Annotated in this window: 25 protein-coding genes; 9 read left to right on the top strand and 16 right to left on the bottom strand. The window is 71.4% G+C overall.

The window, feature by feature from the left end; translation table 11 throughout:
* Nucleotide 1: 1 nt before the first annotated feature.
* From ACIHFD_RS00935 to ACIHFD_RS00915, 5 genes are all read right to left on the bottom strand, one after another.
* Nucleotides 2–1,168, bottom strand: coding sequence for an FAD-dependent oxidoreductase (locus ACIHFD_RS00935; RefSeq protein WP_350723058.1), 1,167 nt, complete (start codon nt 1,166–1,168; stop codon nt 2–4).
* The gene (locus tag ACIHFD_RS00930; protein WP_363966112.1) at nt 1,165–1,890 is read right to left on the bottom strand and encodes a hypothetical protein; all 726 of its coding nucleotides are present in this window, start codon (nt 1,888–1,890) and stop codon (nt 1,165–1,167) included. Before ACIHFD_RS00930 ends, ACIHFD_RS00935 begins: the two co-directional genes overlap by 4 nt.
* A 63-nt stretch (nt 1,891–1,953) precedes the next feature.
* On the bottom strand, nt 1,954–2,163 hold the full coding sequence (locus ACIHFD_RS00925; protein ID WP_355194194.1) for a hypothetical protein: 210 nt from the start codon (nt 2,161–2,163) through the stop codon (nt 1,954–1,956).
* A 12-nt stretch (nt 2,164–2,175) separates the two neighbouring features.
* Nucleotides 2,176–3,411 (bottom strand): hypothetical protein, encoded by a 1,236-nt coding sequence (locus ACIHFD_RS00920; RefSeq protein WP_397365009.1) that lies wholly within the window; start codon nt 3,409–3,411, stop codon nt 2,176–2,178.
* Nucleotides 3,408–4,154, bottom strand: a complete 747-nt coding sequence (locus ACIHFD_RS00915; protein ID WP_350723066.1) for a hypothetical protein — start codon at nt 4,152–4,154, stop codon at nt 3,408–3,410. The genes ACIHFD_RS00920 and ACIHFD_RS00915 overlap by 4 nt, the downstream gene beginning before the upstream one ends.
* 202 nt (nt 4,155–4,356) lie before the next feature.
* Here ACIHFD_RS00915 and ACIHFD_RS00910 point away from each other — a divergent pair, with 202 nt between their 5' ends.
* Both ACIHFD_RS00910 and ACIHFD_RS00905 read left to right on the top strand, forming a co-directional pair.
* The gene (locus ACIHFD_RS00910; RefSeq protein WP_397365008.1) at nt 4,357–5,619 is read left to right on the top strand and encodes a Scr1 family TA system antitoxin-like transcriptional regulator; all 1,263 of its coding nucleotides are present in this window, start codon (nt 4,357–4,359) and stop codon (nt 5,617–5,619) included.
* Nucleotides 5,620–5,803: 184 nt separating this feature from the next.
* The gene (locus ACIHFD_RS00905; protein ID WP_350723069.1) at nt 5,804–6,637 is read left to right on the top strand and encodes an SAM-dependent methyltransferase; all 834 of its coding nucleotides are present in this window, start codon (nt 5,804–5,806) and stop codon (nt 6,635–6,637) included.
* Nucleotides 6,638–6,683: 46 nt separating this feature from the next.
* Here the strand turns inward: ACIHFD_RS00905 and ACIHFD_RS00900 are convergent, their stop codons facing one another.
* Nucleotides 6,684–7,490: a DUF4253 domain-containing protein gene (locus ACIHFD_RS00900; protein ID WP_355194187.1), complete on the bottom strand. Its 807-nt coding sequence runs from the start codon at nt 7,488–7,490 to the stop codon at nt 6,684–6,686.
* Nucleotides 7,491–7,598: 108 nt separating this feature from the next.
* On the opposite strand from ACIHFD_RS00900, the gene ACIHFD_RS00895 reads away from it, so the two are divergent.
* Nucleotides 7,599–8,177 carry an HAD-IA family hydrolase gene (locus tag ACIHFD_RS00895; protein ID WP_350723073.1) on the top strand — a complete coding sequence of 193 codons (579 nt, stop codon included), beginning with the start codon at nt 7,599–7,601 and terminating at the stop codon, nt 8,175–8,177.
* Here the strand turns inward: ACIHFD_RS00895 and ACIHFD_RS00890 are convergent.
* Entirely contained in the window at nt 8,138–8,821 is a 684-nt protein-coding gene (locus ACIHFD_RS00890; RefSeq protein ID WP_397365007.1) for a TenA family protein, read from the bottom strand. The genes ACIHFD_RS00895 and ACIHFD_RS00890 overlap by 40 nt on opposite strands.
* A gap of 280 nt (nt 8,822–9,101) precedes the next feature.
* Complete coding sequence (locus ACIHFD_RS00885) at nt 9,102–10,157, bottom strand: TIGR03118 family protein (RefSeq protein ID WP_397365006.1); 1,056 nt, start codon at nt 10,155–10,157, stop codon at nt 9,102–9,104.
* A gap of 220 nt (nt 10,158–10,377) precedes the next feature.
* On the opposite strand from ACIHFD_RS00885, the gene ppgK reads away from it, so the two are divergent.
* Nucleotides 10,378–11,100: a polyphosphate--glucose phosphotransferase gene (gene ppgK / locus ACIHFD_RS00880; protein WP_397365005.1), complete on the top strand. Its 723-nt coding sequence runs from the start codon at nt 10,378–10,380 to the stop codon at nt 11,098–11,100.
* Between the two features lie 17 nt (nt 11,101–11,117).
* Here ppgK and ACIHFD_RS00875 read toward each other — a convergent pair whose 3' ends face one another.
* Entirely contained in the window at nt 11,118–11,876 is a 759-nt protein-coding gene (locus tag ACIHFD_RS00875; protein ID WP_397365004.1) for a WXG100 family type VII secretion target, read from the bottom strand.
* Nucleotides 11,873–12,181, bottom strand: a complete 309-nt coding sequence (locus ACIHFD_RS00870) for a hypothetical protein (RefSeq protein WP_350723082.1) — start codon at nt 12,179–12,181, stop codon at nt 11,873–11,875. The genes ACIHFD_RS00875 and ACIHFD_RS00870 overlap by 4 nt, the downstream gene beginning before the upstream one ends.
* Nucleotides 12,182–12,347: 166 nt before the next feature.
* On the opposite strand from ACIHFD_RS00870, the gene ACIHFD_RS00865 reads away from it, so the two are divergent.
* Entirely contained in the window at nt 12,348–12,752 is a 405-nt protein-coding gene (locus tag ACIHFD_RS00865; protein WP_350723083.1) for a YbaB/EbfC family nucleoid-associated protein, read from the top strand.
* Between the two features lie 92 nt (nt 12,753–12,844).
* The gene (locus tag ACIHFD_RS00860; protein ID WP_357730370.1) at nt 12,845–13,504 is read left to right on the top strand and encodes an FCD domain-containing protein; all 660 of its coding nucleotides are present in this window, start codon (nt 12,845–12,847) and stop codon (nt 13,502–13,504) included.
* 183 nt (nt 13,505–13,687) lie between these two features.
* Here the strand turns inward: ACIHFD_RS00860 and ACIHFD_RS00855 are convergent, their stop codons facing one another.
* Entirely contained in the window at nt 13,688–14,578 is an 891-nt protein-coding gene (locus tag ACIHFD_RS00855) for a hypothetical protein (RefSeq protein WP_397365003.1), read from the bottom strand.
* Between the two features lie 128 nt (nt 14,579–14,706).
* Here ACIHFD_RS00855 and ACIHFD_RS00850 point away from each other — a divergent pair, with 128 nt between their 5' ends.
* Nucleotides 14,707–14,955 carry a hypothetical protein gene (locus ACIHFD_RS00850; protein WP_397365002.1) on the top strand — a complete coding sequence of 83 codons (249 nt, stop codon included), beginning with the start codon at nt 14,707–14,709 and terminating at the stop codon, nt 14,953–14,955.
* A gap of 105 nt (nt 14,956–15,060) precedes the next feature.
* Here the strand turns inward: ACIHFD_RS00850 and ACIHFD_RS00845 are convergent, their stop codons facing one another.
* Entirely contained in the window at nt 15,061–15,579 is a 519-nt protein-coding gene (locus tag ACIHFD_RS00845) for a YybH family protein (protein WP_397365001.1), read from the bottom strand.
* Between the two features lie 460 nt (nt 15,580–16,039).
* Here ACIHFD_RS00845 and ACIHFD_RS00840 point away from each other — a divergent pair, with 460 nt between their 5' ends.
* Both ACIHFD_RS00840 and ACIHFD_RS00835 read left to right on the top strand, forming a co-directional pair.
* On the top strand, nt 16,040–17,149 hold the full coding sequence (locus ACIHFD_RS00840) for a sensor histidine kinase (RefSeq protein ID WP_397365000.1): 1,110 nt from the start codon (nt 16,040–16,042) through the stop codon (nt 17,147–17,149).
* Complete coding sequence (locus ACIHFD_RS00835; RefSeq protein WP_363966143.1) at nt 17,146–17,826, top strand: response regulator transcription factor; 681 nt, start codon at nt 17,146–17,148, stop codon at nt 17,824–17,826. Before ACIHFD_RS00840 ends, ACIHFD_RS00835 begins: the two co-directional genes overlap by 4 nt.
* Here ACIHFD_RS00835 and nirD read toward each other — a convergent pair.
* From nirD to ACIHFD_RS00815, 4 genes are read right to left on the bottom strand one after another with little or no spacing between them, the layout of a single operon-like run.
* The gene (nirD, locus tag ACIHFD_RS00830; RefSeq protein ID WP_350723096.1) at nt 17,781–18,101 is read right to left on the bottom strand and encodes a nitrite reductase small subunit NirD; all 321 of its coding nucleotides are present in this window, start codon (nt 18,099–18,101) and stop codon (nt 17,781–17,783) included. The two genes, ACIHFD_RS00835 and nirD, sit on opposite strands and share 46 nt — an antisense overlap.
* The gene (gene nirB / locus ACIHFD_RS00825) at nt 18,098–20,524 is read right to left on the bottom strand and encodes a nitrite reductase large subunit NirB (protein ID WP_397364999.1); all 2,427 of its coding nucleotides are present in this window, start codon (nt 20,522–20,524) and stop codon (nt 18,098–18,100) included. Before nirB ends, nirD begins: the two co-directional genes overlap by 4 nt.
* Complete coding sequence (locus ACIHFD_RS00820; protein WP_397364998.1) at nt 20,521–21,915, bottom strand: FAD-dependent oxidoreductase; 1,395 nt, start codon at nt 21,913–21,915, stop codon at nt 20,521–20,523. Before ACIHFD_RS00820 ends, nirB begins: the two co-directional genes overlap by 4 nt.
* Nucleotides 21,912–23,933: a molybdopterin oxidoreductase family protein gene (locus tag ACIHFD_RS00815; RefSeq protein WP_397364997.1), complete on the bottom strand. Its 2,022-nt coding sequence runs from the start codon at nt 23,931–23,933 to the stop codon at nt 21,912–21,914. Before ACIHFD_RS00815 ends, ACIHFD_RS00820 begins: the two co-directional genes overlap by 4 nt.
* Nucleotides 23,934–23,936: the final 3 nt, after the last annotated feature.

The following is a 23,936-nucleotide window of genomic DNA, read 5'->3' as shown; positions in this document are numbered from 1 at the left end:
GTCACCTCTTCCCTGGCACGGTGTCCAGTAATGAGGCCTGTGCCAGGTAGGCACGTGTCGCGTCAGGGTCTCCGGCGATGGCGCGCAGCCCGGCCATGGCGGCCGCCAGCCTGGCGCTGTCGCGTTCCCGCACTCCCGCGAGCCGGGTCTCGCGAGGTGGGATCACCCGCTGCAGCAGCACCGAGCGCCGCCGCCAGGCCCACGCCTCCAGCGCCGCCGGCGGGGCGAAGCCGCCGATCACGGCCGCGATCACCTGGCCCACCTCGGCCGCGTCGTGGATGCCGGCGTTCATGTTGAGCCCGCCGACCGTGGAGGTCAGGTGCGCGGCGTCGCCGACGAACAGCACCCGGCCGCACCGGTACGAGGTCAGCACACCCCTGGACAGCCCGAACCGGTCGGCGCCCGTCACGTGGATCGGCCCGCTCGCCCCCGGCAGGGCCCGGCGGACCAGCAGGGACAGGTTCGGCGGCGACAGCGGCTCGTGCGTGTCGCAGGGGATCTTGAAGATGATCCGCCAGTGGTCCGGCAGCCCGAGCAGCGTGCACGACTGCTGCACGTCCCGCACGTACGTCAGCGGCGCCAGGCTCGGCAGCAGCCGGTCCAGCGGCGAGTCGGTGAACACCCGCAACGCCTGCGTCGGGTAGGCGGACCTGGGGAACGGCAGGCCCAGGGAGCCCCTGACCGTGCTGTGCGCGCCGTCGGCGGCGATCATGTACCGGGCCCGCGTCCAGGTGTGGCCGACGCGGACCCGGATCCCTGTGCCACCTTCGGCCACGCCGTCCACGTGGGTGCCGAACCGCACGTCCACGTCCGGGTAGACGCTGAGGGCCGCCAGCAGCAGCGGGGTGAGCGCGGCCTGGTCGGCGTGGATCCTGAACGGATGCCTGGTCAGGCCGTTGAGCCGGTTCATGCCCATCTCGGCCAGCACGATGCCGGACCGGTCGCGCCACTGCACCCGGTCGACGACGCGGCCCTTGGCGACGAGCTGGGACGCCACGCCCAGGTCGTCGAGGAGGTCGAGCGTGGCCGGGTGGAACGTGCAGGCCCTGGTCTGCTTGCTGAGCTCGCTCTCGCGCTCCAGCACGGTGACCGGGATCCCGGCCTTGGCCAGCGAGAGCGCCGCGGTCAGCCCCGCGGGCCCCGCTCCCACCACGATGACGCCGTTCATGCCGCGCCTCCCATGTACCGCCGGTGCGGCACGCGGCCGAGCGTCACCTGCTGCCCGATGGTCCTGGACAGCGCCCACCAGGCCGTGCAGAGGTTGGAGGTCAGCAGGATCCGGTCGTTGCCGGCGCTGAGGGGGCCGAGCACGGGCAGCGTGGCCATGCCGGTGCCGGTGAACAGCAGCACCGCGTCCGCCGGCAGCTCGGCCAGTTCGACCTGGCTGATCAGCTCGGAGGGGGTGACCGCGTACGAGGAGTAGCCGTTCTTCGCGCGTACCTGGATGACCTGGGTGACGTTCAGCCCGGCCGTCTTCCAGAACCGCTCGGCCAGCTCGGTCAGCCACGGCTGGTACGGGGAGACCAGCACGATGTCGCTCACCTCGGCGTGTTCCATCGCCTCGCGCGTGGCCTGCGTGGCCGAGGCGAAGGGCACCCCGGTCGCGGCCGACAGCTCGGCGCACTGGTCGCGGTCCTCATCGGGACCGAGGAGGTAGCGGGGCTCGCTGCAGGCCATGACCATCGCGCTCAGCGGCAGGGCGTCGAACGCGTACACCATGGAGGGCAGGGCCTCGTTGTAGCTTTCCAGCCGTTCGGCCAGAGACTGCCCGGGCCGTACCGGGAAGCGCGTGACGTGCATGTCGGCGCGCGACCCGAGCAGGCGGGTGAGCTCGGGCTCCGCCGAGGGGTTGGCGGGCGCCACGATCACTCCCACCCTCCCGCGGCTCACTGAAGGCTCCGGGCGAGGACGGTGCGCATATGGGTTCTCCTCCTGTGCGGGAAGGGTGTGGTGTCAGATGACCGGGTGGCGTAACGCGTGGTCGATCTCGGTGATCGCCCGCGCGGACACCGGACGGATGCGGCGCAGCCTGTGCACGGTGCGCGGCGGTTCTTCCACCGGCGGCGCGTCGCCCTGGTCCTCGCCCCAGGACGGCGGCGCGTGGCGCGCTCCGCGTGCGTGGACCTCGTGCGGCTGTGACCGGCGCAGTTCATCCGTGAGCATGATCGCTCCTGTTCATAGCGGGTTGACGACCTTGCGGTCGTATGTGGCGAAGCGGGCCAGAACCTCGCTCCGTACGTGGTTGACGTGGCCGCGCGGCTCGGCGAGGAGCCGGCGGAAGATCGCCGGCCCCTCTTCCGCCGCGCGTTGAGATCGAGGTTCGGTCTCATGGCCCGACGCCCCGGCGACCCGCACCAGCGCCGTGGCGGCGAGCAGAACGGCGGCCGGGAGAACGGCCACCAGGACGGAGGCGGGCCCGGAAGCGGGCCCCTCCGAGAACGGCCGGCCGATCAGCACTGTGGCGCCCATCGCGCCGATCACCCCACCCAGCATCGCCCACGTGCCGATGGTGCCGATCGCGGAGGCGTGCTGACCGGGTTCGGCGCTCGCGGTGGCCCCCGCCAGAAGACCGACCGCGAGCGCGCCGAATCCGGCGCCCATCAGCACCGCGCCGAGCAGGCTCCACCCGTCGGAAGACGAGTGGGCCGGCAGCGGCGCGCAACCTCCGCCCAGAGCAAAGCCTCCGCCGTAGACGGCTCCGTCGGTCCCGACGCGGCGGACGGCCAGGATGGCCGCCGGAGTCACCGCGATCATGGCCGACAGGAGCCCGGCCTTCTCCACAAAAGGCGGCCCCATGGCGAGCACGGCGAACGACGCCGCACCGGACGGGCAGAACGCGCCCGCCGCCATCGGGAGTCCGCTACGTCGCCGGAGCCGCGGGTCGGTCGCGCGCGCACGATGCCGCCACGAGGTCGCGGACGATCCCGCGTACGACCTCGCGATCGGCTCCGTGGCCGCGGCCGCACGGCCCGGCGGACGCCGATAAAGCCGGCCCCAGGCGCTCCCCCTCGTGTCGGCCAGCACGCCAGCCGCTAACGCGCTGGTCGACAGCACCGCGCCGACTAAGTCGGGCACGTGCCGCGCGATGCCGGAGGGATGGGGAAGCGCCGGGGCCAGCGGCACAAGCGCCGCCGTCAGTCCCAGGCGGGGAAGTCGGCCGTGATCGGCCGGCGGCCACCCGCCGTCTGACAGCAGCGCCAGCATTCCCGCTCCTGCGCACGCGCACCAGAACGCGACGCCCCAGGGCCGTTGGCCGGTGGGCGGCGCGCCGGGCGGCAGCGCGTACGCGGCGGGGAACCTCATGGCGACGCCGAAGTGGTGACCCGGCCGCCTCCTGACCCGGTGCCGTGGCCACGCCACGGCTGCCGGGACCGGTGCGGCCCGGTGCGCGGGGATGGGCGTCGGCGTCATCGCGCCGTCCCCGCTCTGGTGGTTGCCACGTTGGGCACGCTGACGCAGACCATGCGCTCGGTCAGCCCAACCCCCGGGGAGGAATCCGGCGTGGCGGAGCACGATGCCGACGAACGTGCGCGCGATCTGGCCGGCACCGCACCACCGGCCACCGTGCGCGCGACCTTCGAGGCGAGCGCGAGATGTTCGCAGCAGCGGCAGCCGACCTTGGACTCGAGCCCCGCCACCTGGGCGAGCCTGAGCCGCAGCGGCTCCAGCGACGACCGGCGTTCCAGGCCGTCGAGGTCCTCCAGCCGGGCGGGCCAGCGCAGCGCGTCGCGGCAGCGAGCCTCCACCTCGGCCGGGAGTTCCTCCACCGGGAACCCCTCGTGGCGCAGCCGGGTGGCGATCATGACGGCCATGAAGGCCGTCTTGTCGAAGTCGGCCAGCCGTCCCGCCAGGGCCGCGCTCAGCATCCTGGCGCGGTGGCTCAGGCAGACCGCACTCCACCCGAGCAACAGCAGCCGATCAGGTCCCGTCTCCGTGTGCCAGCCGGCCAGCCGCAGCTCGCGGGCCATCCGGTGGTAGAAGCGCCAACGATGACGAGGGCTGTCCAGCCAGACCTGGAGGCCGCCGAGAGGCAGGCTCGCGACCTGAACGCCGGCTCCCACTGCCGGCCCGGCCACGCGCGCGCAGATCCGCTGCACCACTCGCTCCTGCCCCGTGGAGGACAGATCTTCGAGGTGCGAGGATTCCATGGTCACGTCCGGCCACCTCCTCCCCGATTGTTAAGCCACAGTTACCATGCCCTCCGATAGTCTGCTTACGAGCGAGGCTATGTCAACTGACAGTTTGCGCATAAGTTGATACCTACTCGCGGGGCAGAGCTGCCCCGCATGGCAGGGGACAGTGCGGCTCGCGTCCCTTACGCTGGAAAAGTTCACGGGCGGTGGATGGAGGTGTGCCGTGGCGAACTTCGCCGAACGGCTCGATCTTGCGCTGACCAAGCGCGGCTTCACCGGCGCGCAGGTCGCCTCCGCCCTGACGGAGGCGGGCATCCCCATCACCCGCGCCTATGTCAGCCAGCTGCGCACCGGCAAGCAGACCAACCCGACGCTCCAGGTGCTCAGGGCGCTGGCCTCGTGCCTCCAGGTGAGCGTCGGCTGGCTGGTCGGTGACGACTACCTCGAGTCCGGCGCGGTCGAGGACCTCCAGCTGCGCGCGGCCGCCATCGGCCTGGGCACCTCAGAGCTGTCCGAGAGCTCCCTGACCCTGCTGCGCGGCGTGGTCGAGCTGGCCCGCAGGGCCGAAGGGCTGCCCGACGAGCCCGAGCCCCCCTCCTCCCCCGACATCCCCGAGGCGGCCGCGCCGCTGAGCGGGCCGCAGCGCCGGGCGCTCGGCAGGCGGCTGCACGGCCTGCGCCTGGCCGCCGACCTGTCGGTCGCGCAGGTGGAGACGGCGATCGGCAAGGGAGCCGCCGCGATCCCGGCCATCGAGGAGGGCCGGATCGCGCCCGCCCCCATCACCGCCGAGCGCCTGCTCGCCCTCTACGGCGTCACCGCCCCGCCCATCCGCGAATACGTGCTGTCGCTGGCCAGGGGCGAGCGCGAGGCCGCCTGGTACGACGCGCAGTCGGTGCCGGTCTGGCTGGCCACCACGTACGCGCTGGAGCAGCGGGCCACGGTGATCCGCACCTACCACCCCCAGTTCGTCCCGCCGCTGCTGCAGACCGAGGAATACGCCAGGGCGGCCGTCACCGTGACCGGGCCGGCGACGCTCGGGCAGCAGACGGTCGACGAGGCGCTCGCCCTCGTGCTGGCCCGCCAGGAGGCCGTGGCCCGCGACAGCGGCATCGTGGTGTGGGCGGTCATCGACGAGAGCGTGCTGACCCGCTCGATCGTCGGGCCGCACGTCCAGCTCCGCCAGATCGACCAGCTCATCGAGCACGCCAAGCGGCCCAACATCTCGCTCCACGTGCTGCCGACGGACGATCCCGTCTACGTGCCGCGCACCGGCCCGTTCACGCTCTGGCGCTTCGCCGAGGCGTTCGAGGCGGACATCGCGTGCGCCCACGGCATCGAGTCCGACGAGCTGATCACCGACACCGCCGCGGTGGAGGCGTACCACCAGGCGTTCACCAAGCTGTCGGTGACGACGACGACCCGCGAAGAGACTTTCGAGGTGTTGAATTTCCATCGCGAGCGGCTTTCGCGTTCCCTCGGAAAGTGATCTCCTTCCCTAATGGATGATCGTTATTCACGGTAGAGGGTTAGGCAGATATACCGAAAACTAATGGCTTTTCCGGTTGTCATCCGCCGCGCAGCGAGGATCATAAGTTCTGGGTCATCGAGTGGGGTCCGAAAGGATCATTCTTTTCCCGAGAAAGTGGGCGAGGGGAAAGGGGCAACACTCAATGCGTCAGCGTGCCATCCGAAACCTGGCGAAGCTGGAGATGACCCAAGCCAGGATCACCCGGGTTCTCGACGCGGCCACGGGTGGGAAGAACAACTTCGTGGCGGACAGAGACGCAGTGCGCCGCTACGACCAGGCCGCTCCCGTCGTGACGACGGCCGCACGGGCCGTGCTCCACTATTTGTGCCGTGTGGTGCGTCATCTGGCCGGCGAAGGTGTGGACCAGTTCGTCATTGTCGGGAGTGGAGTGCCCAGCGGCCTGCCGGCGGGCAGACAGTTGCACGACGTGGCCCGTGACGCCCTGTGCGGCGCGGTCCCCCGTGTGGTCTACGTGGAGAACGACCCGATGGTGCTGGCCGGAGCCCGGGCGACCATCGAGCCCGTCACCGACCTCGTACGCGTCGTAGAGGGCGACGTGCGCGAGATCGACGACATCCTCGATGACCGGGTCCTGCAGACGTTCCTCGACTGGGACCGGCCCATGGCCGTGCTGCTGCTGTCGACCCACAGCCTGAACGACGACGAGTACTTCCACTACGTGATCAAGCGGATCCGGCAGGTGGTGCCCGAAGGCAGCTACCTGTCGCTGCTGCAGACCACGTTCGACGCGGTCCCGCCGGAGCTGCTAGGAGCGATTCACGACCTGCTGGCGATGACGCTGCCGGGTCACGCGATTCGCAACAGAGAGGAGGTCGCGGCGTTGCTCGAAGGTCTGGTGCTGGTCGATCCGGGGTTGGTGTGGATCCCGGAATGGCGGCCGGACGGCCTCGACACCGCCTGCGCCGAACAGCCGAGTTCTTCGGGGAGTTACGGGGCCGTGGCCCACCTCCCCTGACACCGGACGGTCCGGCCGAGCCACCCTGTCGTGCGCGCGGCCGGACTCAGTCCCACCAGAACGACCAGGCGTGCTCGCCGATGATCTGCTCGGCATAGCCCTGCAGGTCACCGGGGCCCTGGACGATGTTGTCCGGGCAGAACGTCCAGTGCTCGGCAGCCACGTGCAACGCGTGCTCCGGATCGACCGGCGGCGCGGCCACGCTCAGGTCCAGGGTGTTGAACCCGACGCTCACCACCCGCGCGCCGAACCGGTCCTCCCAGCTGCGCACCACGGCGGCCAGCGGGATCATCCACTCGTTGTGGTGCAGCGCGCCCTGCCAGCCCATCACGGCCAGCGCGTCGGCGCTCCTGGGGGCGGCGACCAGGCCGAGCGGCATCCCCTTGACGGCCAGCTCGCCCGCGAGCCAGTCGGCGACCGCCTCGGGGGCGGCCTTGAGCATCCCGGGCGGGGCCGGGCCGGGACAGATCGCCCCGAACGGGTCCAGCTCCTCCAGCGCGGCCTGCGGCATCTGGGTCACCCACTCCTGCCACACCTCGGCCATGAACCCCTCGGCGGTGAAGTGGTCGATCTGGCGGGGGTCGTCCGGAACGATCTGCCCGACCCCCCAGGGCTGCGCCGACTCGTCCAGCAGCACCGGCCACAGGCCGCTGTGCGGGTGCCACTCCCGCATGCGCCTCCAGTCCTCGCCGGACGCGGCCTCCTCGCTCATCCAGAACGCCGGCCTGAGCGCCTGGCCCTGCCGGGTGTAGCCGGGATCGGGCCAGACCACCTCGCCCGGCGGCAGCCCCGCGGGCAGCCTGTGCCCCCTGCCGCCGTCGGCGAACAGCCGCCCCAGCTCGCGTGCGCTCATGCCCTACCGTTCCGATACCGAATCCTGTCTCGGAGATGGTAGTCCGGCCGGTCGCCCTTGGACCTTTGACGACGCAGGAAATGCTGACGACTGTCACAATGAGGGGCTGTGATCCCCTTTGACGCGGTTCTGTCTGACCTTGATGGAGTGCTCCGGCTCTTCGACCACGCCGCCCAGGCCGACATCGAGGCCCGGTACGGCCTGCCGCTCATGCGGACGGCCCTCGACCCCGCGCTGATCATGCCCGCCACGCTCGGCCAGGCCACCGAGGCGGAGTGGCTGGAGTCGGTCGTCGTCGCGCTCGGCGGTGACGAGCGGGCCCGCCAGGCCGTGGCCGAGTTCGGGCAGGTGCGGTTCTGGGTGGACGAGGAGGTCAGGGCGCTCTTGGCCAAGGCACAGCAGCACGTGCCCGTGGTGATCGTGACCAACGCCACGGACTCGCTGGAGCAGCACCTCGACCTGCTGGGGCTCACGTACTTCGCGGACGACGTGGTCAGCAGCGCCAGGGTGGGCGTGGCCAAGCCCGATCGGCGGATCTACGAGATCGCCGCGGAGCGGGCCGGGGTCGCGCCGGAGCGCTGCCTGTTCGTGGACGACCGGCTGCAGAACGTGGAGGCGGCCAGGGCGCTCGGCATGACCGGCGTCCACTACCGCTCGTTCCAGGATCTGGCGGCCGTACTGGGCTGATGGTCGGTGGCCTGGTCGAAGAAGGCTCGTTCCAGCTCGACCGCCAGGCGGAAGACGTCCAGCACCGCCGTCCGGCGCTCCTCGTCCAGGTCCGCGCCGAGGCGGTCGAGCTCGCCCCGCAGGAAGGCCACCCAGGCCCGGAACTCCGGGCCCTCGTGCAGCTCGATCCACTCGCGGTGCACGAAGCTCTCCGGCAGCGGCCGCTCGGCCCGCGACGCCCAGCCCAGGTAGCACCATTCGGCCACGCAGAGCACGGCGACGATCAGCAGGTAGTCCTGTGACGTCCGCGCCTCGTCCATGAGCTGCCTGAACGCGGCCGTCACCGGCTCGGTCGGCGCGTCGGTCCGCCCGTTCAGCGCGGCCAGCGCCCGGTGGAAGTACGTCTTCTCCTCGGTGGTCGCCACCTGGCCGAGGAACTTCCCGTAGGGCACCCGCGCCTCGAACGTGTCCGCGCTCGCCACGGCCGCCCCGAGCAGGGCCGTGAACGAGTCCACGAACTGGAAGTCCTGCTCCAGGTAGCGCCGCATGCCGTCGTCGGGCGCCGAGCCCGTCGTGATCGCCATCGCGAACGGGTGCGTCACCACCGCCGTCCACTCGGGCTCGCACTGCGCCCTGAGCCATTCACTGAAGGATCGCTCGCTCACGATCCGACCGTACCCAAAACGAGCTTCAACCCCTTCCTCCCGGAGGACACCAGGTCCTCCGGGAGGAGCCAGCCCTTCCCCTATTCCCTCAAAGACATCCCAGGGACCTCAGCCGGAGTGCGGCGAGGAGTAAGGGTGCGGCGGAAGCACCAACAAGGGGGTTGTTTCCGGCGCGGCTCGCGCCAACCGCGCCGGAAACGTCCGCGTGACCGCCGCCCCCGGCCTTGCTCGGCGAGCTGCGCTTCTCGCCAGGCCGGGGGCGGCGGCGAGAGAGCGCCGCTCAGTACCCGCCGTACGGATTCTGGGAGGACGACTGGCTACTGGGGGCGCTCGTCTGGTGGCCCGACGGGTGGTTCGTCGGGGAGCTCGACGGCGAGGACGTGGGCGTCGCGGTGGACGTCGGCTTGGTGCCCTGCGGGGCGATGATGCCGATCAGGCCGTGCTTGGTGCCGTCGATGCCCGCGGAGAACCACATGGAGTTCTCGCCGCCGTTGGTGGCGGTGCCGGGCTCCAGGTCCCACAGGCCGGGCAGCACGATCGGGTTGCCGTCGGCCGTGGCCAGCGCGCCCAGGTGGCGGCTGTTCTTGTACGCGTGCACGGTGCCGTCGCCGAAGTTGCCGATGAGCAGCGCGCCCCTGTACTGTCCCCAGCCCTTCGGCGCGGCGGTGATCCCCCAGGGGGCGTTGAGCCCGACCCTGGAGATGCGGCCGGTGAGGCGCCCGCCGGCGTTGAAGCGGCTCACGAAGCCCTTGCCCTCGCCGAATTCGGGCTTGCCGGTGGACGGGTCACGCAGGGCCCAGGACACCCAGATGCTGCCGTTGGCGATCGCCACGTTGTAGGCCTTGTACGTCCTGGGGACGCCCGGGTCGCGGAACTGCCAGCTCTTCAGGCTGATGCGCCGGAAGTCCTCGTCGAAGGCGTGGATGCGCCCGCTCGCGAAGTCGGCGGCCAGCAGGAAGTCTCCGTCGTCGGTCTCGACGAGCTCCAGCCCCTTGTAGTCGGCGCCGCGGGTGAAGGCCCCGATGATCGCGTTCTTCGGGTCCACGTCCTTGTTCCAGCCCGTGATGGCTCCGCTCGGGCTGGAGAAGATGAACGTGGCGGGCTTGCCCTTGACGGTGAAGCCCTCGCCCGGGTTGAACACCTGGCCGGTGGGTGCTCCGCCGGGGATCCACACCTCGGTCTGCTCCTTCTTGCCCGTGCCGGAGTAGACGGTGGCGGTGCCGGTGCCGGTGTTCGAGACCCACAGAGTCTTGCCCATGGCCAGGCCCCACGGGTTGACGACCTTGGCGTCGGTGACCGGGGCTTTGCCCTGAACGTCCGACACAAGGCTGATCACGTCGAATCGGTTCCTGGTTGTGGTGGCGTGCGCGGGAGTGGTGAGAGTTGCTCCCCACACAACCGCAACAGCGCAGAGTGTGATGATGCGTGGCCGCATCCGTTGCCTCCTAGTTAGCGCTTGTGACGCGAGATACGTGGAGGGCTGTGGGCCGGTTCAGCCGGTTCCGGAAATATCGGGACAGGAGTTTTTTCGTGTCCTGAAGGGGAGAGGGATTGACATGAACGTGTTGGGCATTGACATCGGTGGTTCGGGAATCAAGGGCGCCCCTGTCGACATCGAGGCCGGCGAGCTGGTGAAGGAGCGCTTGCGCATTCCCACGCCCCAGCCGTCCAAGCCCGATGAGGTGGCGGAAGCGGTGGCGGAGATCGTCAAGCATTTCGGCTGGAGCGGTCCCATCGGGGTGACGTTCCCCGGCGTGGTCAAGGACGGGGTCGTGCTGACGGCCGCCAATGTGGACCACTCGTGGATCGGCGTGGACGCGGCCGGGTTGTTCGGCGGGGCGACCGTGCTGAACGACGCCGACGCGGCCGGCGTGGCGGAGGTGACCTACGGGCGCGGGCGCGGGGAGCGCGGGACCGTGCTCGTGCTGACGTTCGGCACGGGGATCGGCAGCGCCCTGTTCACCGACGGGACGCTCGTGCCCAACACCGAGCTCGGGCACCTGGAGCTGCGGGGCAAGGACGCCGAGCACCGGGCGTCGGCGCGGGCGCGGGAGGAGCACGAGCTGAGCTGGGAGAAGTGGGCCGAGCGGGTGGAGGAGTACCTCCGGCACGTGGAGATGCTGCTGTCGCCCACGCTGATCGTCATCGGCGGAGGTGCGAGCAGGAAGGCCGACAAGTTCCTGCCGCACGTCCACATCGACACGCCCGTCGTCCCCGCCACCCTGCAGAACGAGGCCGGCATCATCGGTGCCGCCCTGGCCGCCTCCCGTCGCTCATGAGCCGCTCCGGGCCGGGCTCACTTCGTACCGGGCCGGCTCGGGGCCACCCACTTGAAGTCCTTCGTGTCGTCCGGCAGGGCCTGCTTCCCCTCGGGGTACTGGAAGGTGGGGAACGCCGACTTGTCGATCTTCACGGTGGCGAAGTCGACCTCGCGCAGCCTCGCCCCCGGCCAGCCGTCCTGCTCGTACGGCTCGGCCATGTCTGCCAGCGCCTGCCCCTGCGTGATCAGGTAGGCGACGATGGCCGCCTGGCCCATGCAGTACGTGAGGAGCGCGCCGATCATCACGGTCAGCACCTTGTCCGCGGCGTTGAGCAGCCATCTCAGGTACAGACGGCCCTGGACGGCCCCCACGGGTGACAGCACCATCATCGACAGCCCGTACACGCTGGAGGCGGCGACCATCGTGGAGAAGGTCGCCATCGCCCCCTTGAAGAGCCGGAAGGCGTTGGCCACGCCGTCGAGGATGTCGCCGATCTGGTCGAGGGAGTCGCGCAGGACCTCGGTGCCCGCGTGCATCTTGCCGGTCACCCGGGAGAACTCCCGCTGGTCGTCGGCGATCCAGCCGCGGCGGGACTCGGCGGGAATGCCGTCCAGCACCTCCACGGGGTTGTCGAGGTCCCTGGCCATCTGCTTCCAGACCTTGGCGACCTCCGAGACCCGGTCGACGTCCATCTGGAGGGACTCCAGGAGGGCCAGCGACACCAGCGGGACGCCCGCGTACAGCTGGAGCCCCTTGAGCGTCCGGATGATCGGCCACGGCGCGGGCGCCATCACACGTACTCCACGATGCTGGCCTGCTCGGCCCTGCGCCAGTTTCCCGCGCAGGTGGCCAGGCTGTCGGTGATGCCGCGGGAGGCGATGGCGCCGCCCCTCAGGGCCTCCGTGCAGCCTCGCTGCGCCGTCTCGTAGGCCGGGCCGAGGATTCTCGCCAAGATCGTCCCCAGCGTGCCGTCGCCGAGGTCGGTGTCGTAGACGCGGTCTCCGGTCTTCATGAGGCCGGCCCAGACGTCGTCGTAGCGCTCGCCCATGGCGGCGATGACACTGGACGTGATGACCCTTGTCTCCTGCGGGGTGGACATGTCGCTCCTTCAGGTGTTCTGCGTCGAAGGTCATCTTTGTCGCCTTGGAGGCGTTGATCATCTGGGTTCACCGGATGTTCGACGGGGCGCAACCAGCCGCTGTCAGCGGGTTCAGGAAATCTTGATCAACTCCATTGGTCGCGCCGACGAACAGGAAGGTCACGGCATGTTCGACTTCGACCCGGCCGCCGTCACGCCCGAGGAGCTGGACAGGATCGGGCGGCGCGCGGACGAGGCCATGTCGAAGCTCGCCACGGCCATGGACGGGCTCGGCGAGGTCACCGGGGAGGGCACCGCCGCCGGGGGCCGGATCCAGGCCACCGTGGAGGCCGACGGCCTCGTCCGGGACATCCGCCTGGACGCACGGGTGCTGCGCACGATGGGCAGCGACGAGCTGGCCGAGGCGATCGTGACGGCGCTGCGCGCGGCCCAGCTGTCGGCCCGGGGCCAGCTGGAGGAGCGCCTCGCCGAGGCCCAGGGCGGCGAGCGCCTGCCGTTCGACCTCGGGGACGTCGGCCGCCGCTTCGAGGCCGTCCAGTCCGCCTTCCTCTCCGCCCTGCCCCGGCGCTGACCGGCGGCGCGCCCCCGATCACCGGCCGGACTACCCCGCCTTCGGCGATAGCTCTTAGGGTGGGTGTTCTCCATCCGATGAGGAGAGGGTGCATGCGAAACGTCGCTCGGACCTCGCTCGTGGACGCCGCCATCGACGAGCTCCGCCGAGAGATCGCGCGTGGTGTGTGGCCGGTCGGCACCAAGATCCCGTCCGAGAGCCAGCTCGCGCAGAGCCTCGGCATGAGCAGGCTGTCCGTGCGCGAGGCGGTGCGGGTCCTGGCCCACGCCGGGCTCCTGCACACCCGCCAGGGCGACGGCACCTACGTGACCGCCACCGACGAGTCCAAGGTCGCCCTGCGCCGGCGGCTCGACACGGCGGCCGCCATGGACATCATCGACGTGCGCCGCGGCCTCGACCTCGTGGCCGCCCGGCTCGCGGCGGGCAGGCGCACCGAGGAGGACCTGACCGCGATGCGCCGGACGCTGGCCCGCCGGGACGCGGCCGCCCGCGCCGGCGACCTCGACGGCTTCGCGGACGCGGACGTGGACTTCCACCTGCTGGTCGCGGACGCCGCGCACAACGCCCTGCTCGGCGACCTCTACCGCAGCATGAGCGACGCCCTGCGCGACAGCGTCAGGGACCAGGAGCAGGCGGCCCTGACGCCGGACAGCTCCCACGACGACCTGCTGGGCGCGATCGAGGACGGCGACGCGGCCCGCGCGGTCGCCGTCTCCGTCGCCATCCTCGACCAGCAGGAACGCGACCTCTGAACACGGCCCCCGCGACGTAGGGCCGCGATCCGACCCCCGTGGCATCGGGCCGCGTCCGGCTAGCGCGGCGTCGGGATGCGGCGAGGCTCACGTGGCGGAACCGGGGTGGGCCTGCGACGCGGTGCCGCTCGGGAAAGCGGCGCCGCAGGCACACCCCGGCGCTCTCCCCGCCAGGACCGCCGATCACTTACCGGAGATGACGATCGTCTCCCCCGGCGAGCCCGTCGGCTCAGGCGGGTCCGATGGGTCCGGCGTGCCCGTGGGCGGGTCCGGCTCGGCTTCCGACCGGCGCGACCGGCGGATCAGCCGCGCCACGCGGGCCGGCCACCTCGGCGACGCCCCGTCCGGCGAGGGCGGCCGAGGCGGCAGGCCCGGCAGGCGGGACTGCGGCAGCAGCCACAGGGCCACCACCGCGACCAGCGAACCACCGACGGCGGCGATCGCCAGCGCGTAGACAGGCACCCCGCCGGATCCCTGCCCCGCACCACCGGAGCTTGCCCGCCGGCCACCCGTGTCACCGGAGCCTTCCCGCCCCACGTCGGTAGCACCGGCACTCCCCTGCCCCTTCGGCGACCGGGTAATCACCGCCGGACTCCCATCCGGGAACCCGGGCGGCCGCACGGCCCCCCAGAACGACTTCTCCGCCGACATGGGCGCCACCATCTCGGCGGGCACCGGATCGACCTTCAGCCCGCCGGGAACGGTCAGCGTCCCCACCACGTACGGCTGGAACAGCCCCTGGACGCCCTCCACCTTCCACACTCCCTCAGGCACCACCACCGACGTGGCGTAATGCCCGGCCTCCGGCAGCGCCGTGCCGCCGAAGCGCAGGCTCTTCCCGTCCGCCCCGGTGAACCGCAGCCCGACCGCCCCGAGATCCCCGTCGAACGGATGGGAGCCGTGCTGGAGCACCCAGAACCCCAGCGCGTACGACGTCCCGCCCTCGAACCGGGACGGCACCGGATCCAGATAGGTCACCGCCCAACCGCCGGCAGCGGCGGCGGGCAGGCCGCCCAGGACCAGCGCCGCCATGCCGGCCACCGTGGCGGCCAGCACCGCCAGAATCCTCTTCATGGGACCACCTCCGGTACAGATACACCGGAGGCGCGGCCCAGGTTCTGACGGGCCTGCGACATTTCTCGTTACGGCGCGCACAATGGAGGAAAGGCGAGAATTCGGCGGGGAGCGAGGAGGCTTGCGCCGTGTCCGCCACCGGACGCGCATATGTGACCGCAATGCTCGACGTCCTCGTTTTCGAGAACGTATTGGTGGCGTGGCGACGGAACACGCCCTGGGGCGGATACATGATCGTCTCGCACGAGGGCGAGGAGATCAGGTTGACCGCGCGACAGGCGGAAACGTGGGCTCGGGGCGCCTTCGCCGTCTACCTGGCGATGATCGACCAGGGCCGCATCACCCCGCGCATCCCGCGCGGCACCGCGCAGTCGTAGCCCGCCTCGTGACTTAACCGGACCGGTGAATCCGTCCCGGAATTCCCGCCATTCCCGGCGGGCGTCCCGCAAAGGACGTGTGGCCCATTCCCGAGGCTCCGGCGGTCAGGACGACTGATTGTTCATGAACTCCGAGATCTTCCACTTCCCGCCCTCCTTGCCGAGCAGGAACAGCTCGCGGAAGCGCGCGTCCCCCTGCTTGCTCCCCGAGCGGACGACGGCGTTCTCGGCGCCGACCGTACGCACGTCCACGATGGTGTGCATGGCCGACACCACGTCGGTCGCGCCCTGCAACTGCTGCTGGTAGAGGCTGCGGATCGCCTTGGTGCCCTCGGCCGTGGCCTCGCCGTCTATCTCGACCACCGCGTTGCCCGTGAACAGGCTGACGATCTGGTCCACGTTCCCCGCCTTGAGCGCGTTGAAGTAGGACTCGACGGCGCCGCGCGGCTGCCCGGCCGCCGTCGCCGTCGCGGTCGGGGACGGGCTCCTGGTGTAGGGACCGGTCGGGGTCACGGCCGCTTTCATCGCTTGCGTACGGTCACCGCCCACGTCGCAACCGGCGACCAGGAGGACGGGGACGATCGCCGCCGGTAGAAGTGCCCAGCGCTGAAAAACCTTGCTCATGGCCGCTTTGATGCCCGCACCCGCCATGCGCGAATGCGGCGTTTGGCCAGTCCGCACGACGCCTTTAGCTCGTTGGGGTGTTACTCACGGTAACGGTTCACTGAATCTGGCTGAGACCGGTCAGAGTTGCGATCGTTGCCGCCCCGAGACCAGCGCACAGGGCACCGCCGATAGCGTCCGTCCAGTGCCGCGAATCCAGGCGAACCCCGAACCCCTCCCCCAGCGCGAGGACGCCGAACGTTGCGACAGCATCGATTCAGGACGGCGTTGCGTGTTGCCACTGACCCATCGAAGCCCGCACGTCTACCCCCCGGTGGAGACTGGAGCATAGCCCTCGGCCTGGCATCGGCGCAGCCGATATGCCAGAACGGCATGACCCCACTCTGAGCAGGCGGAAGACGAGCCACTTCCCCCGTACGAGGGAGGCGGTCCCCGGGCCGGTCGGCTAGCTTCTGGAGCCGTGGCGGTTCCCTGGAAACCTTGGAAGCCCTGGAAGGCGGTGCTCTACCAGCTACTGGGCGCGGCGTTGCTGACGCCGGTGGCGGCGGTCCTGGCGGTGACGCTCGTGACGGAGGTGTCCCTGGCGCGGGTGCTGTTGCTGTGGGCGGCGTGCCTGCCCGCGTCGGCGCTCGTGGCGTGCCTGCCCCTGGTGCCGCGGCTGGAGGTCATCGCGCTGTCAGAGCTGCTCGGGGTGGCCGTGCCGGACCGCGCCGACCCGGTCTATCTGCGGGTGCTGACGGCGCTGCACCTGTTCGTGGGGGCGACGCTGAGTGCCGGGGTGCTGGCGCTGGCGCCCGCGTTCACCCGCCCGCAGGCCGCTCAGGGTGATCTGGCGCAGGTGTCCGTCATGGCCGTGGCCGTGCTGGCGGTGATGGTGCTGGCGGGGGCCGGGCAGCAGCGGGTGGCGCGCAGGCTGCTGCGCTCCGACCCGTCGCTGGTGATCGAGGAGCTCGGCCGCCGCCAGAGCCTGGCGCTGGAGCTGCACGACTCGGTGGGGCACGCGCTCAGCGTCGTCCTGGTGCAGGCCATGGCGGCCCAGGCGGCCCTGGGGCGGCCGGAGACGGTGCCGGTGGCCGGACGGTCGCTGGACCACCTGGTGGGCACCGCACGTGGCGCTCAGCAGGAGCTGGACGTGCTCCTTCGGGTGCTCGACGAGGGCAGTACGGCGCAGGCGCCCACGCTGGCCGCCCTCAGTGCGCTCGTGCACGGGCTGGACGTGGAGTGCCGTGCCGACCCGGTGGACCGGGTGCCGGAGGCGGCGTCGCGGGCGGCGTACGCGATCGCCAGGGAGGCGGTCACGAACGCGCTCAGGCACGGGCGGGGGCGGGTCCGGGTGGACCTGGCCGTCCGGCACCGCTCCGCCCCCGAAGTGACCGCAGTCAGGGGCGGCGCTGGAGGGGGCGGGAAGGAGGTCGTGCTGGTCGTGGAGAACGAGGTGGCCGGGAGCGCGACGCCCGGGGAGGGGCGCGGTCTGGTGGGGATGCGAATGCGGGCGCGCCTGGCCGGAGGGGTGTTCGAGCGGGAGGAGGTGGACGGCACATGGCGGGTGACGGCGACACTGCCCGCGTGAGCAGGGGGATCCGGGTGGTGCTGGCCGACGACGAGCCGCTCATCCGCTCCGGCTGGGCCACCATGCTCTCCCCGTACGACGACATCGAGGTGATCGGGGAGGCGGCCGACGGCCACGCCGCCGTCGAGCTGGGCCGCGCGGCCGACGTCGTGCTCATGGACATCCGCATGCCCGGCCCCGCCGGCAGCATGGACGGCCTGCACGCCACCCGGGAGCTGGCCCGCCTCTCGCCGCGGACCCGGGTCGTCGTGGTCACGACGTTCGAGAACGACCAGCTCGTCTGGGGCGCGCTACGCGCGGGCGCGGCCGGCTACGTGCTCAAGCGCTCCCCCGCCGCCGACCTGGTCACCGCGATCCGGCTGCGGGACGGCGTGCTCTTCCCCGACGCGCTGCGCCGCATCGCCGCCCCGCGCCCGCGCGCCACCGCCGCCCACGACCTCACGCCCAGGGAGCTGGACGTCCTGCGTCACCTGGCCCGCGGGCTGAGCAACGCCGAGATCGCCGCCGCCCTGTACGTCACCAGGGAGACGGTCAAGACGCACGTCGGCAACGTCCTGGACAAGCTGGGCGCGAGGGACCGCACCCAGGCCGTCGTGCGAGCCTACGACCTGGGCTTGGTCCTGGCGGGCGATCAGGCGCCGACCTCCACGCCGCCGTCCGCCACCCGAACCCGGTAGATCGGCACGGACACCGCGTCCTCGTCCAGGCAGCGCCCCGACACCAGCGAGAACACCTGCTTGTGCAGCGGCGAGGCCACGGTCGGCTCGCCCTTCCTGGTGCCGACGATGCCGCGCGAGAGCACGTACGCGCCGCTGAACGGGTCGAGGTTGCCCAGCGCGTGCAGCGTGCCGTCGTGGGTGCGGAAGATGGCCACCTGCTCACCGCCCACCAGGGCGCAGACGCCGCGTTCCGGCACCATGGCCTCATAGTCGCAGATCCGCGTCCAGCTCATCTGGCCATCACCGGCTTGATCTGGCCGCGCTCGCTGGCGAAGACGATCGACGGGTCCGGCACGCCGGGGGCGTTGACGAAGGTGACGAACCTGTTCAGCTTCTCGGGGTCGTCCAGCGTGGCCGCCCACTCGTCGGCGTACGTGGCGATGTGGTTCTCCATCTGCGCGTCCAGGTCGGCGCAGATGCCGAGCGAATCTTCCATGATCACCTCGCGGAGATAGTCGAGCCCGCCGTCCAGCGACTCCAGCCAGGTGGAGGTGCGCTGCAGCCGGTCGGCCGTGCGGATGTAGAACATGAGGAACCGGTCGATCGTCCTGATGAGCTCCTCCGAGCTCAGGTCCGTGGCCAGCAGGTCGGCGTGGCGGGGCTTGAAGCCGCCGTTGCCGCCGACGTACAGGTTCCAGCCCCGCTCGGTGGCGATGATCCCGAAGTCCTTGGACCTGGCCTCGGCGCACTCGCGGGCGCAGCCGGAGACGGCCGACTTGAGCTTGTGCGGCGAGCGCAGGCCGCGGTAGCGCAGCTCCAGCGCGATGGCCATGCCCACCGAGTCCTGCACGCCGTAGCGGCACCAGGTCGAGCCGACGCACGACTTCACCGTGCGCAGCGCCTTGCCGTACGCGTGGCCGGACTCGAACCCGGCGTCCACCAGCCGCCGCCAGATCTCCGGCAGCTGCTCGACCCGGGCTCCGAACAGGTCGATGCGCTGACCGCCGGTGATCTTCGTGTAGAGGCCGAAGTCACGGGCCACCTCGCCGATCACGATGAGCTTGTCGGGGGTGATCTCGCCGCCGGGGATGCGCGGGACGACCGAGTACGTGCCGTTCTTCTGCATGTTGGCGAGGAAATGGTCGTTGGTGTCCTGCAGCGTGACCCGCTCGCCGTCGAGCACGTGGCCGTTGTAGAGCGAGGCCAGGATCGAGGCCACGGCCGGCTTGCAGATGTCGCAGCCTCTGCCGTGCCCGTGTTCGGTGATGAGCTGGGAGAACGTGGTGATCTTGCGGACCCGTACGATGTCGAACAGCTCGGCCCGCGAGTACGTGAAGTGCTCGCACAGCGCCTTGCTGACCTCGACGCCCGACTTCTCCAGCAACTGCTTGAGCATCGGCACGCAGCTGCCGCAGGTCGTGCCGGCGCGGGTGCAGGCCTTGATGCCGGGCACGTCGGTGACGCCCTTATCGGCGATGGCCGTGCGGACATCGCCCGCGCACACGTTGTTGCAGGAGCACACCTGCGCCTCGTCGGGCAGGTCGAGGCTGGCCCCGGCCCCGCTGAAGAGCAGGTCGGACGGCGAGGCGGGCAGCGCCTTGCCGACGAAGGGCCGCAGGGACGTGTACGGGGAGGCGTCGCCCACGCAGATGCCGCCGAGCAGCGTCTTCGCGTCGTCGCTGATGAACAGCTTCTTGTAGACACCGACCACCGGGTCCATGTAGGTGACGTCGAGCGCCCCCGACATGGCCCCGAACTGCGCCACCTCGACACCCAGCAGCTTGAGCTTGGTGGACATGTCGGCGCCCTCGAAGGCCGAGGACCCGCCCATGATCCGGTCGGCCGCCACCTCGGCCATCGTGTTGCACGGCCCGACGAGGCCGTAGACCATGCCGCCGACCAGCGCGCACTCGCCGACCGCGTAGATCGAGGCGTCGGAGGTGAGCATCGAGGAGTCGACCACGATGCCGCCCCGCTCGCCGACCTCCAGCCCGGACGACCTGGCCAGCTCGTCACGCGGCCTGATGCCCGCCGAGAAGACCACGACCTGCGCGTCCAGCACCGTGCCGTCCGGCTTGCGCAGCCCGGTGACCTGGCCGTCCGCGGTGACGATCTCCTGGACGCCCGCCCCGGCGTGCACGCCGAGCCCGAGGCCCTCGATGTGGGACTTCAGCACCGCGCCGCCGCCCTCGTCCACCTGCCGCGGCATCAGCCAGGGGCTCATCTCGACGATGTGCGCCTTCAGCCCGAGCGCGCGCAGCGCGTCGGCGGCCTCCAGGCCGAGCAGCCCGCCGCCGACCACGACGCCCTCGACCGCGTCCTTGGCGGCCACCCGGATCGCGTCCAGGTCGTCGATGGTGCGGTAGACGAAGGCGTGCTCGGCGCCCGGCACCGGCGGCACGAACGGCGCCGACCCGGTGGCCAGCACGAGCACGTCATAGGGCTCGGTGGCGCCGTCGGCCAGGGTGACCTCGCGGGCCTCCCGGTCGATCCCGGTGACCCGGCTGCTCAGCCTCGTCACGACCCCCGCGGGCATCTCGTAGGTGAGGTCCTCCACGGTGACGCCGGAGAGGTAGGAGGTCAGTGCCACCCGGTCGTACGCCGGGCGCGGCTCCTCCCCGATCACGGTGATCCGGCCGTCGAAGCCCTTGTCCACCAGAGTTTCGACGAGCCGGTGGGCCGTCGGCCCGTACCCAACGACGACGATCCTGCTCATACAGAAACCCCTTCCTGTTCGCACAGCCAGCCGACGATGCCCTCCACGGCGTCGCGGCAGGTTCCGCATCCGGTCGTCGCCCTGGTCGCGGCCGCCACTCCGGCCACGTCGCGGGCCCCGGCCTCCCAGCACGCCCTGATCTGACCCTTGGTCACGTTGTTGCACTGACAGACCTTGGCCGCGTCCGGCATCAGCGTCGGGCTGTCGGCCACCGGCGCCGACGACAGCCCGGGGAACAGCAGCCCGGCCCGGTCCCCCGGCACCGGCGCGCCTCGGTCGAAGAGCTGGGTGAGCGTGCCCACGGCGTCGCTCTCGCCCAGCAGGATCGCGCCCACCAGCCGCCCGTCGCGGATGACGAGCTTGCGGTAGGTGCCGCGGGCCCGGTGGCTGAAGCGCACCACCTCGGCGTGCTCCTCGGTGAGCTGGGTCTCGCCCATGGCGGCCAGCTCGACACTCCTGGCCTTGAGCCTGGTGACCAGCCGGGAGCCCCGGTAGAGGGCCTTGCCGCCGGTGATCACGTCGGCGGCCACGGAGGCCTGCTCCCAGGCGGGGGCGACCAGGCCGTACACGGTGCCCTCGTGCTCGGCGCACTCGCCGATGGCGAAGATCGATGGGTCGTCGGTGCGCAGCTCGTCGTCCACGACGACGCCGCGCCGCACCTCCAGCCCCGCCGCGGCGGCCGGCCCGGTGACGGGGCGGACGCCGCAGGCCAGCACGACGAGGTCGGCCTCGATCAGCTCGCCGCCGGCCAGCCGGACGCCGTCCTCCCGCACCGACTCGGCGCTGACGCCGGTGCGGATCTCGACGCCGAGCCCGGCGAGCGTCTCGCCGAGCACCTCACCCGCCTCGACGTCGAGCTGGCGCTCCATGAGATGCCCGGCCAGGTGCAGCAGCGTCACCGGCAGGCCGCGCCCGGCCAGCCCGCGGGCGGCCTCGATGCCGAGCAGGCCGCCGCCGACGACCACGGCCCTGCGGGCCTGGTCGGCGGCCTCCATGATGCGCTCGCAGTCGTCGAGCGTGCGGAACGGGATGGCCCGCTCCACGCCCGGGATCGGCGGCACGATCGCCTCGCTGCCCATGGCCAGGACCAGCAGGTCGTACGGCTCGCGCCGCCCGCCCTCGGTCACCACGTGCCTGGTCTCCCTGTCGATGTGGGCGACCGCGTCGCCGAAGGCGGCCTCGACGTTGTGGGCGTCGTACCAGGAGGATTCGAGCAGCCTCACCTGCTCGGGACGCGAGCTGCCGGCCAGCACGTTGGACAGCAGCACCCTGTTGTACGGCTGGCGCGACTCCGCGCCGAAGATCGTGATCCTGATGTGCGGGTCCCTGGTCCGTACCTCGCTGACCAGCCGCGACCCGGCCATCCCGTTGCCGACGACGACGAGCCTCATGAGTCCCTCTCCACCCTGACCGCGCAGACCTTGAACTCCGGCATCCTCGAGGTCGGGTCCAGCGCCGGGTTGGTGAGCCGGTTGGCGCCCTCCCAGTGGAAGGGCATGAAAACGGTGTCGCGCCTGATGGCGTCGCTGATCCTGGCCACGGCCTTCCCCTCGCCTCTCCTGCTGCTGACCCGTACGACGTCCCCGGGCGAGATGTCGAGCTGCTCGGCGAGGTCCGGGTGCAGCTCGACGAACGGCTCGGGAGCCGCCTGGACGAGCGGCGCGATCCTGCGGGTCTGGGCGCCGCTCTGGTAGTGGGCGAGCACCCGTCCGGTGCTCAGGTAGATCGGGTAGTCCGCGTCGGTCTCCTCGGCCGCCGGCCGGTGCTGGACGGGCACGAACCTGGCGCGGCCGTCCGGGTGGGCGAAGGAGTCGAGGAACGGGCGCGGCGTGCCGGGGTGCTCCGGGTCTGGGCAGGGCCAGAAGACGCCCTTCTCTTCGGTGATGCGCTCGTAGGTGATGCCCGAGTAGTCGGCCGCCCCGCCCTTGCTCGCCCGGCGCAGCTCGTCGAAGATCTTGACCGGCTCGGTCTCCAGGCGGTGCCCGAGCCGCTCGGCGAGCCCGGCGAGCACGTCGAGGTCGCTCCTGACGCCCTCGGGCGGGGCCACGGCCCGGTTGCGGAGCAGGACGCGGCCTTCGAGGTTGGTCATGGTGCCGGTCTCCTCGGCCCACTGCGTGACCGGGAAGACCACGTCGGCCAGCGCCGCGGTCTCGGACATGACGAAGTCGCAGGTCACCAGCAGGTCGAGGGAGGCGATGCGCTCGGCCACGTGCTCGGAGGCGGGCGCGGAGATCACGGGGTTGGAGCCGAACAGCAGCAGCGCCCGCGGCCCGCCGGGGGTGCCGAGCGCGTCGAGCAGCTCATACGCCGACCGCCCCGGCCCCGGGAGGCTGTCCGCCGGGACGCCCCACACGCCCGCGACGTGCTCGCGGGCCGCCGGGTCGTCGATCTTGCGGTAGCCGGGGAGCTGGTCGGCCTTCTGCCCGTGCTCCCTGCCGCCCTGGCCGTTGCCCTGCCCGGTCACGCACCCGTACCCGGAGCCGTGCCGCCCGGGCAGGCCCAGCGCCAGCGCCAGGTTGATGAACGCGCTGACCGTGTCGGTGCCCTTGGCGTGCTGCTCGGCGCCGCGCCCGGTCAGGATGTACGCGTTGCCCGCCGCGGCCAGCGCCCGGACCGCCTGCCGCATCCGGTAGACCGGCACCCCGGTGATCCGCTCGACCCGCTCCGGCCACCAGGCGGCCAGCGAGGTGCGGACCTCCTCGAACCCGGTGGTCCTGGCCGCCACGTACGCCTCGTCCACGAGCTCGTCGGCGATGGCCAGGTGCAGCATCCCGAGCGCCAGGGCCAGGTCGGTGCCGGGTGTGGGCTGCAGGTGCAGCCAGGCCTGCCTGGCCGTCTGGGAGCGCCGCGGGTCGATGACGATCACCCGGGGGCCCGACAGGTGGCGCACGAACGGGGGCATGGTCTCGGCGACGTTCGCGCCGGCCAGCAGCACGACGTCGGCCTCGGCCAGGTCGGTGATGGGGAACGGCATGCCGCGATCCATGCCGAACGCCTTGATCGAGGCGGCGGCGGCCGACGACATGCAGAAGCGGCCGTTGTAGTCGATCTGGCTGGTGCCCAGCGCGACCCTGGCGAACTTGCCGAGCGTGTAGGCCTTCTCGTTGGTGAGCCCGCCGCCGCCGAACACGGCCACGCCGTCGGGGCCGTGTTCGGCGCGGATCGCTGACAGCCGCTCCGCCACGTGGTCGAGCGCGACCTCCCACTCCACCGGCTCGCCGTGCAGGAGCGGGGTGGTCAGGCGCTCGCCGTTGGTGAGCAGCTCGCCCGCCGTCCAGCCCTTCTGGCACAGCGCGCCGGAGGCGTTGGCAGGGATGTCGGTCCTGGGGCTGATGGCCAGCTCCGGGCCGATCTCCATGCCGCACTGGAGTGCGCAGTACGGGCAGTGTGTCTTCACGGGCTCACTCATCGG

This window comes from Nonomuraea sp. NPDC051941, assembly GCF_044593615.1.
This window is presented reverse-complemented; position numbering and strand designations above follow the sequence as displayed.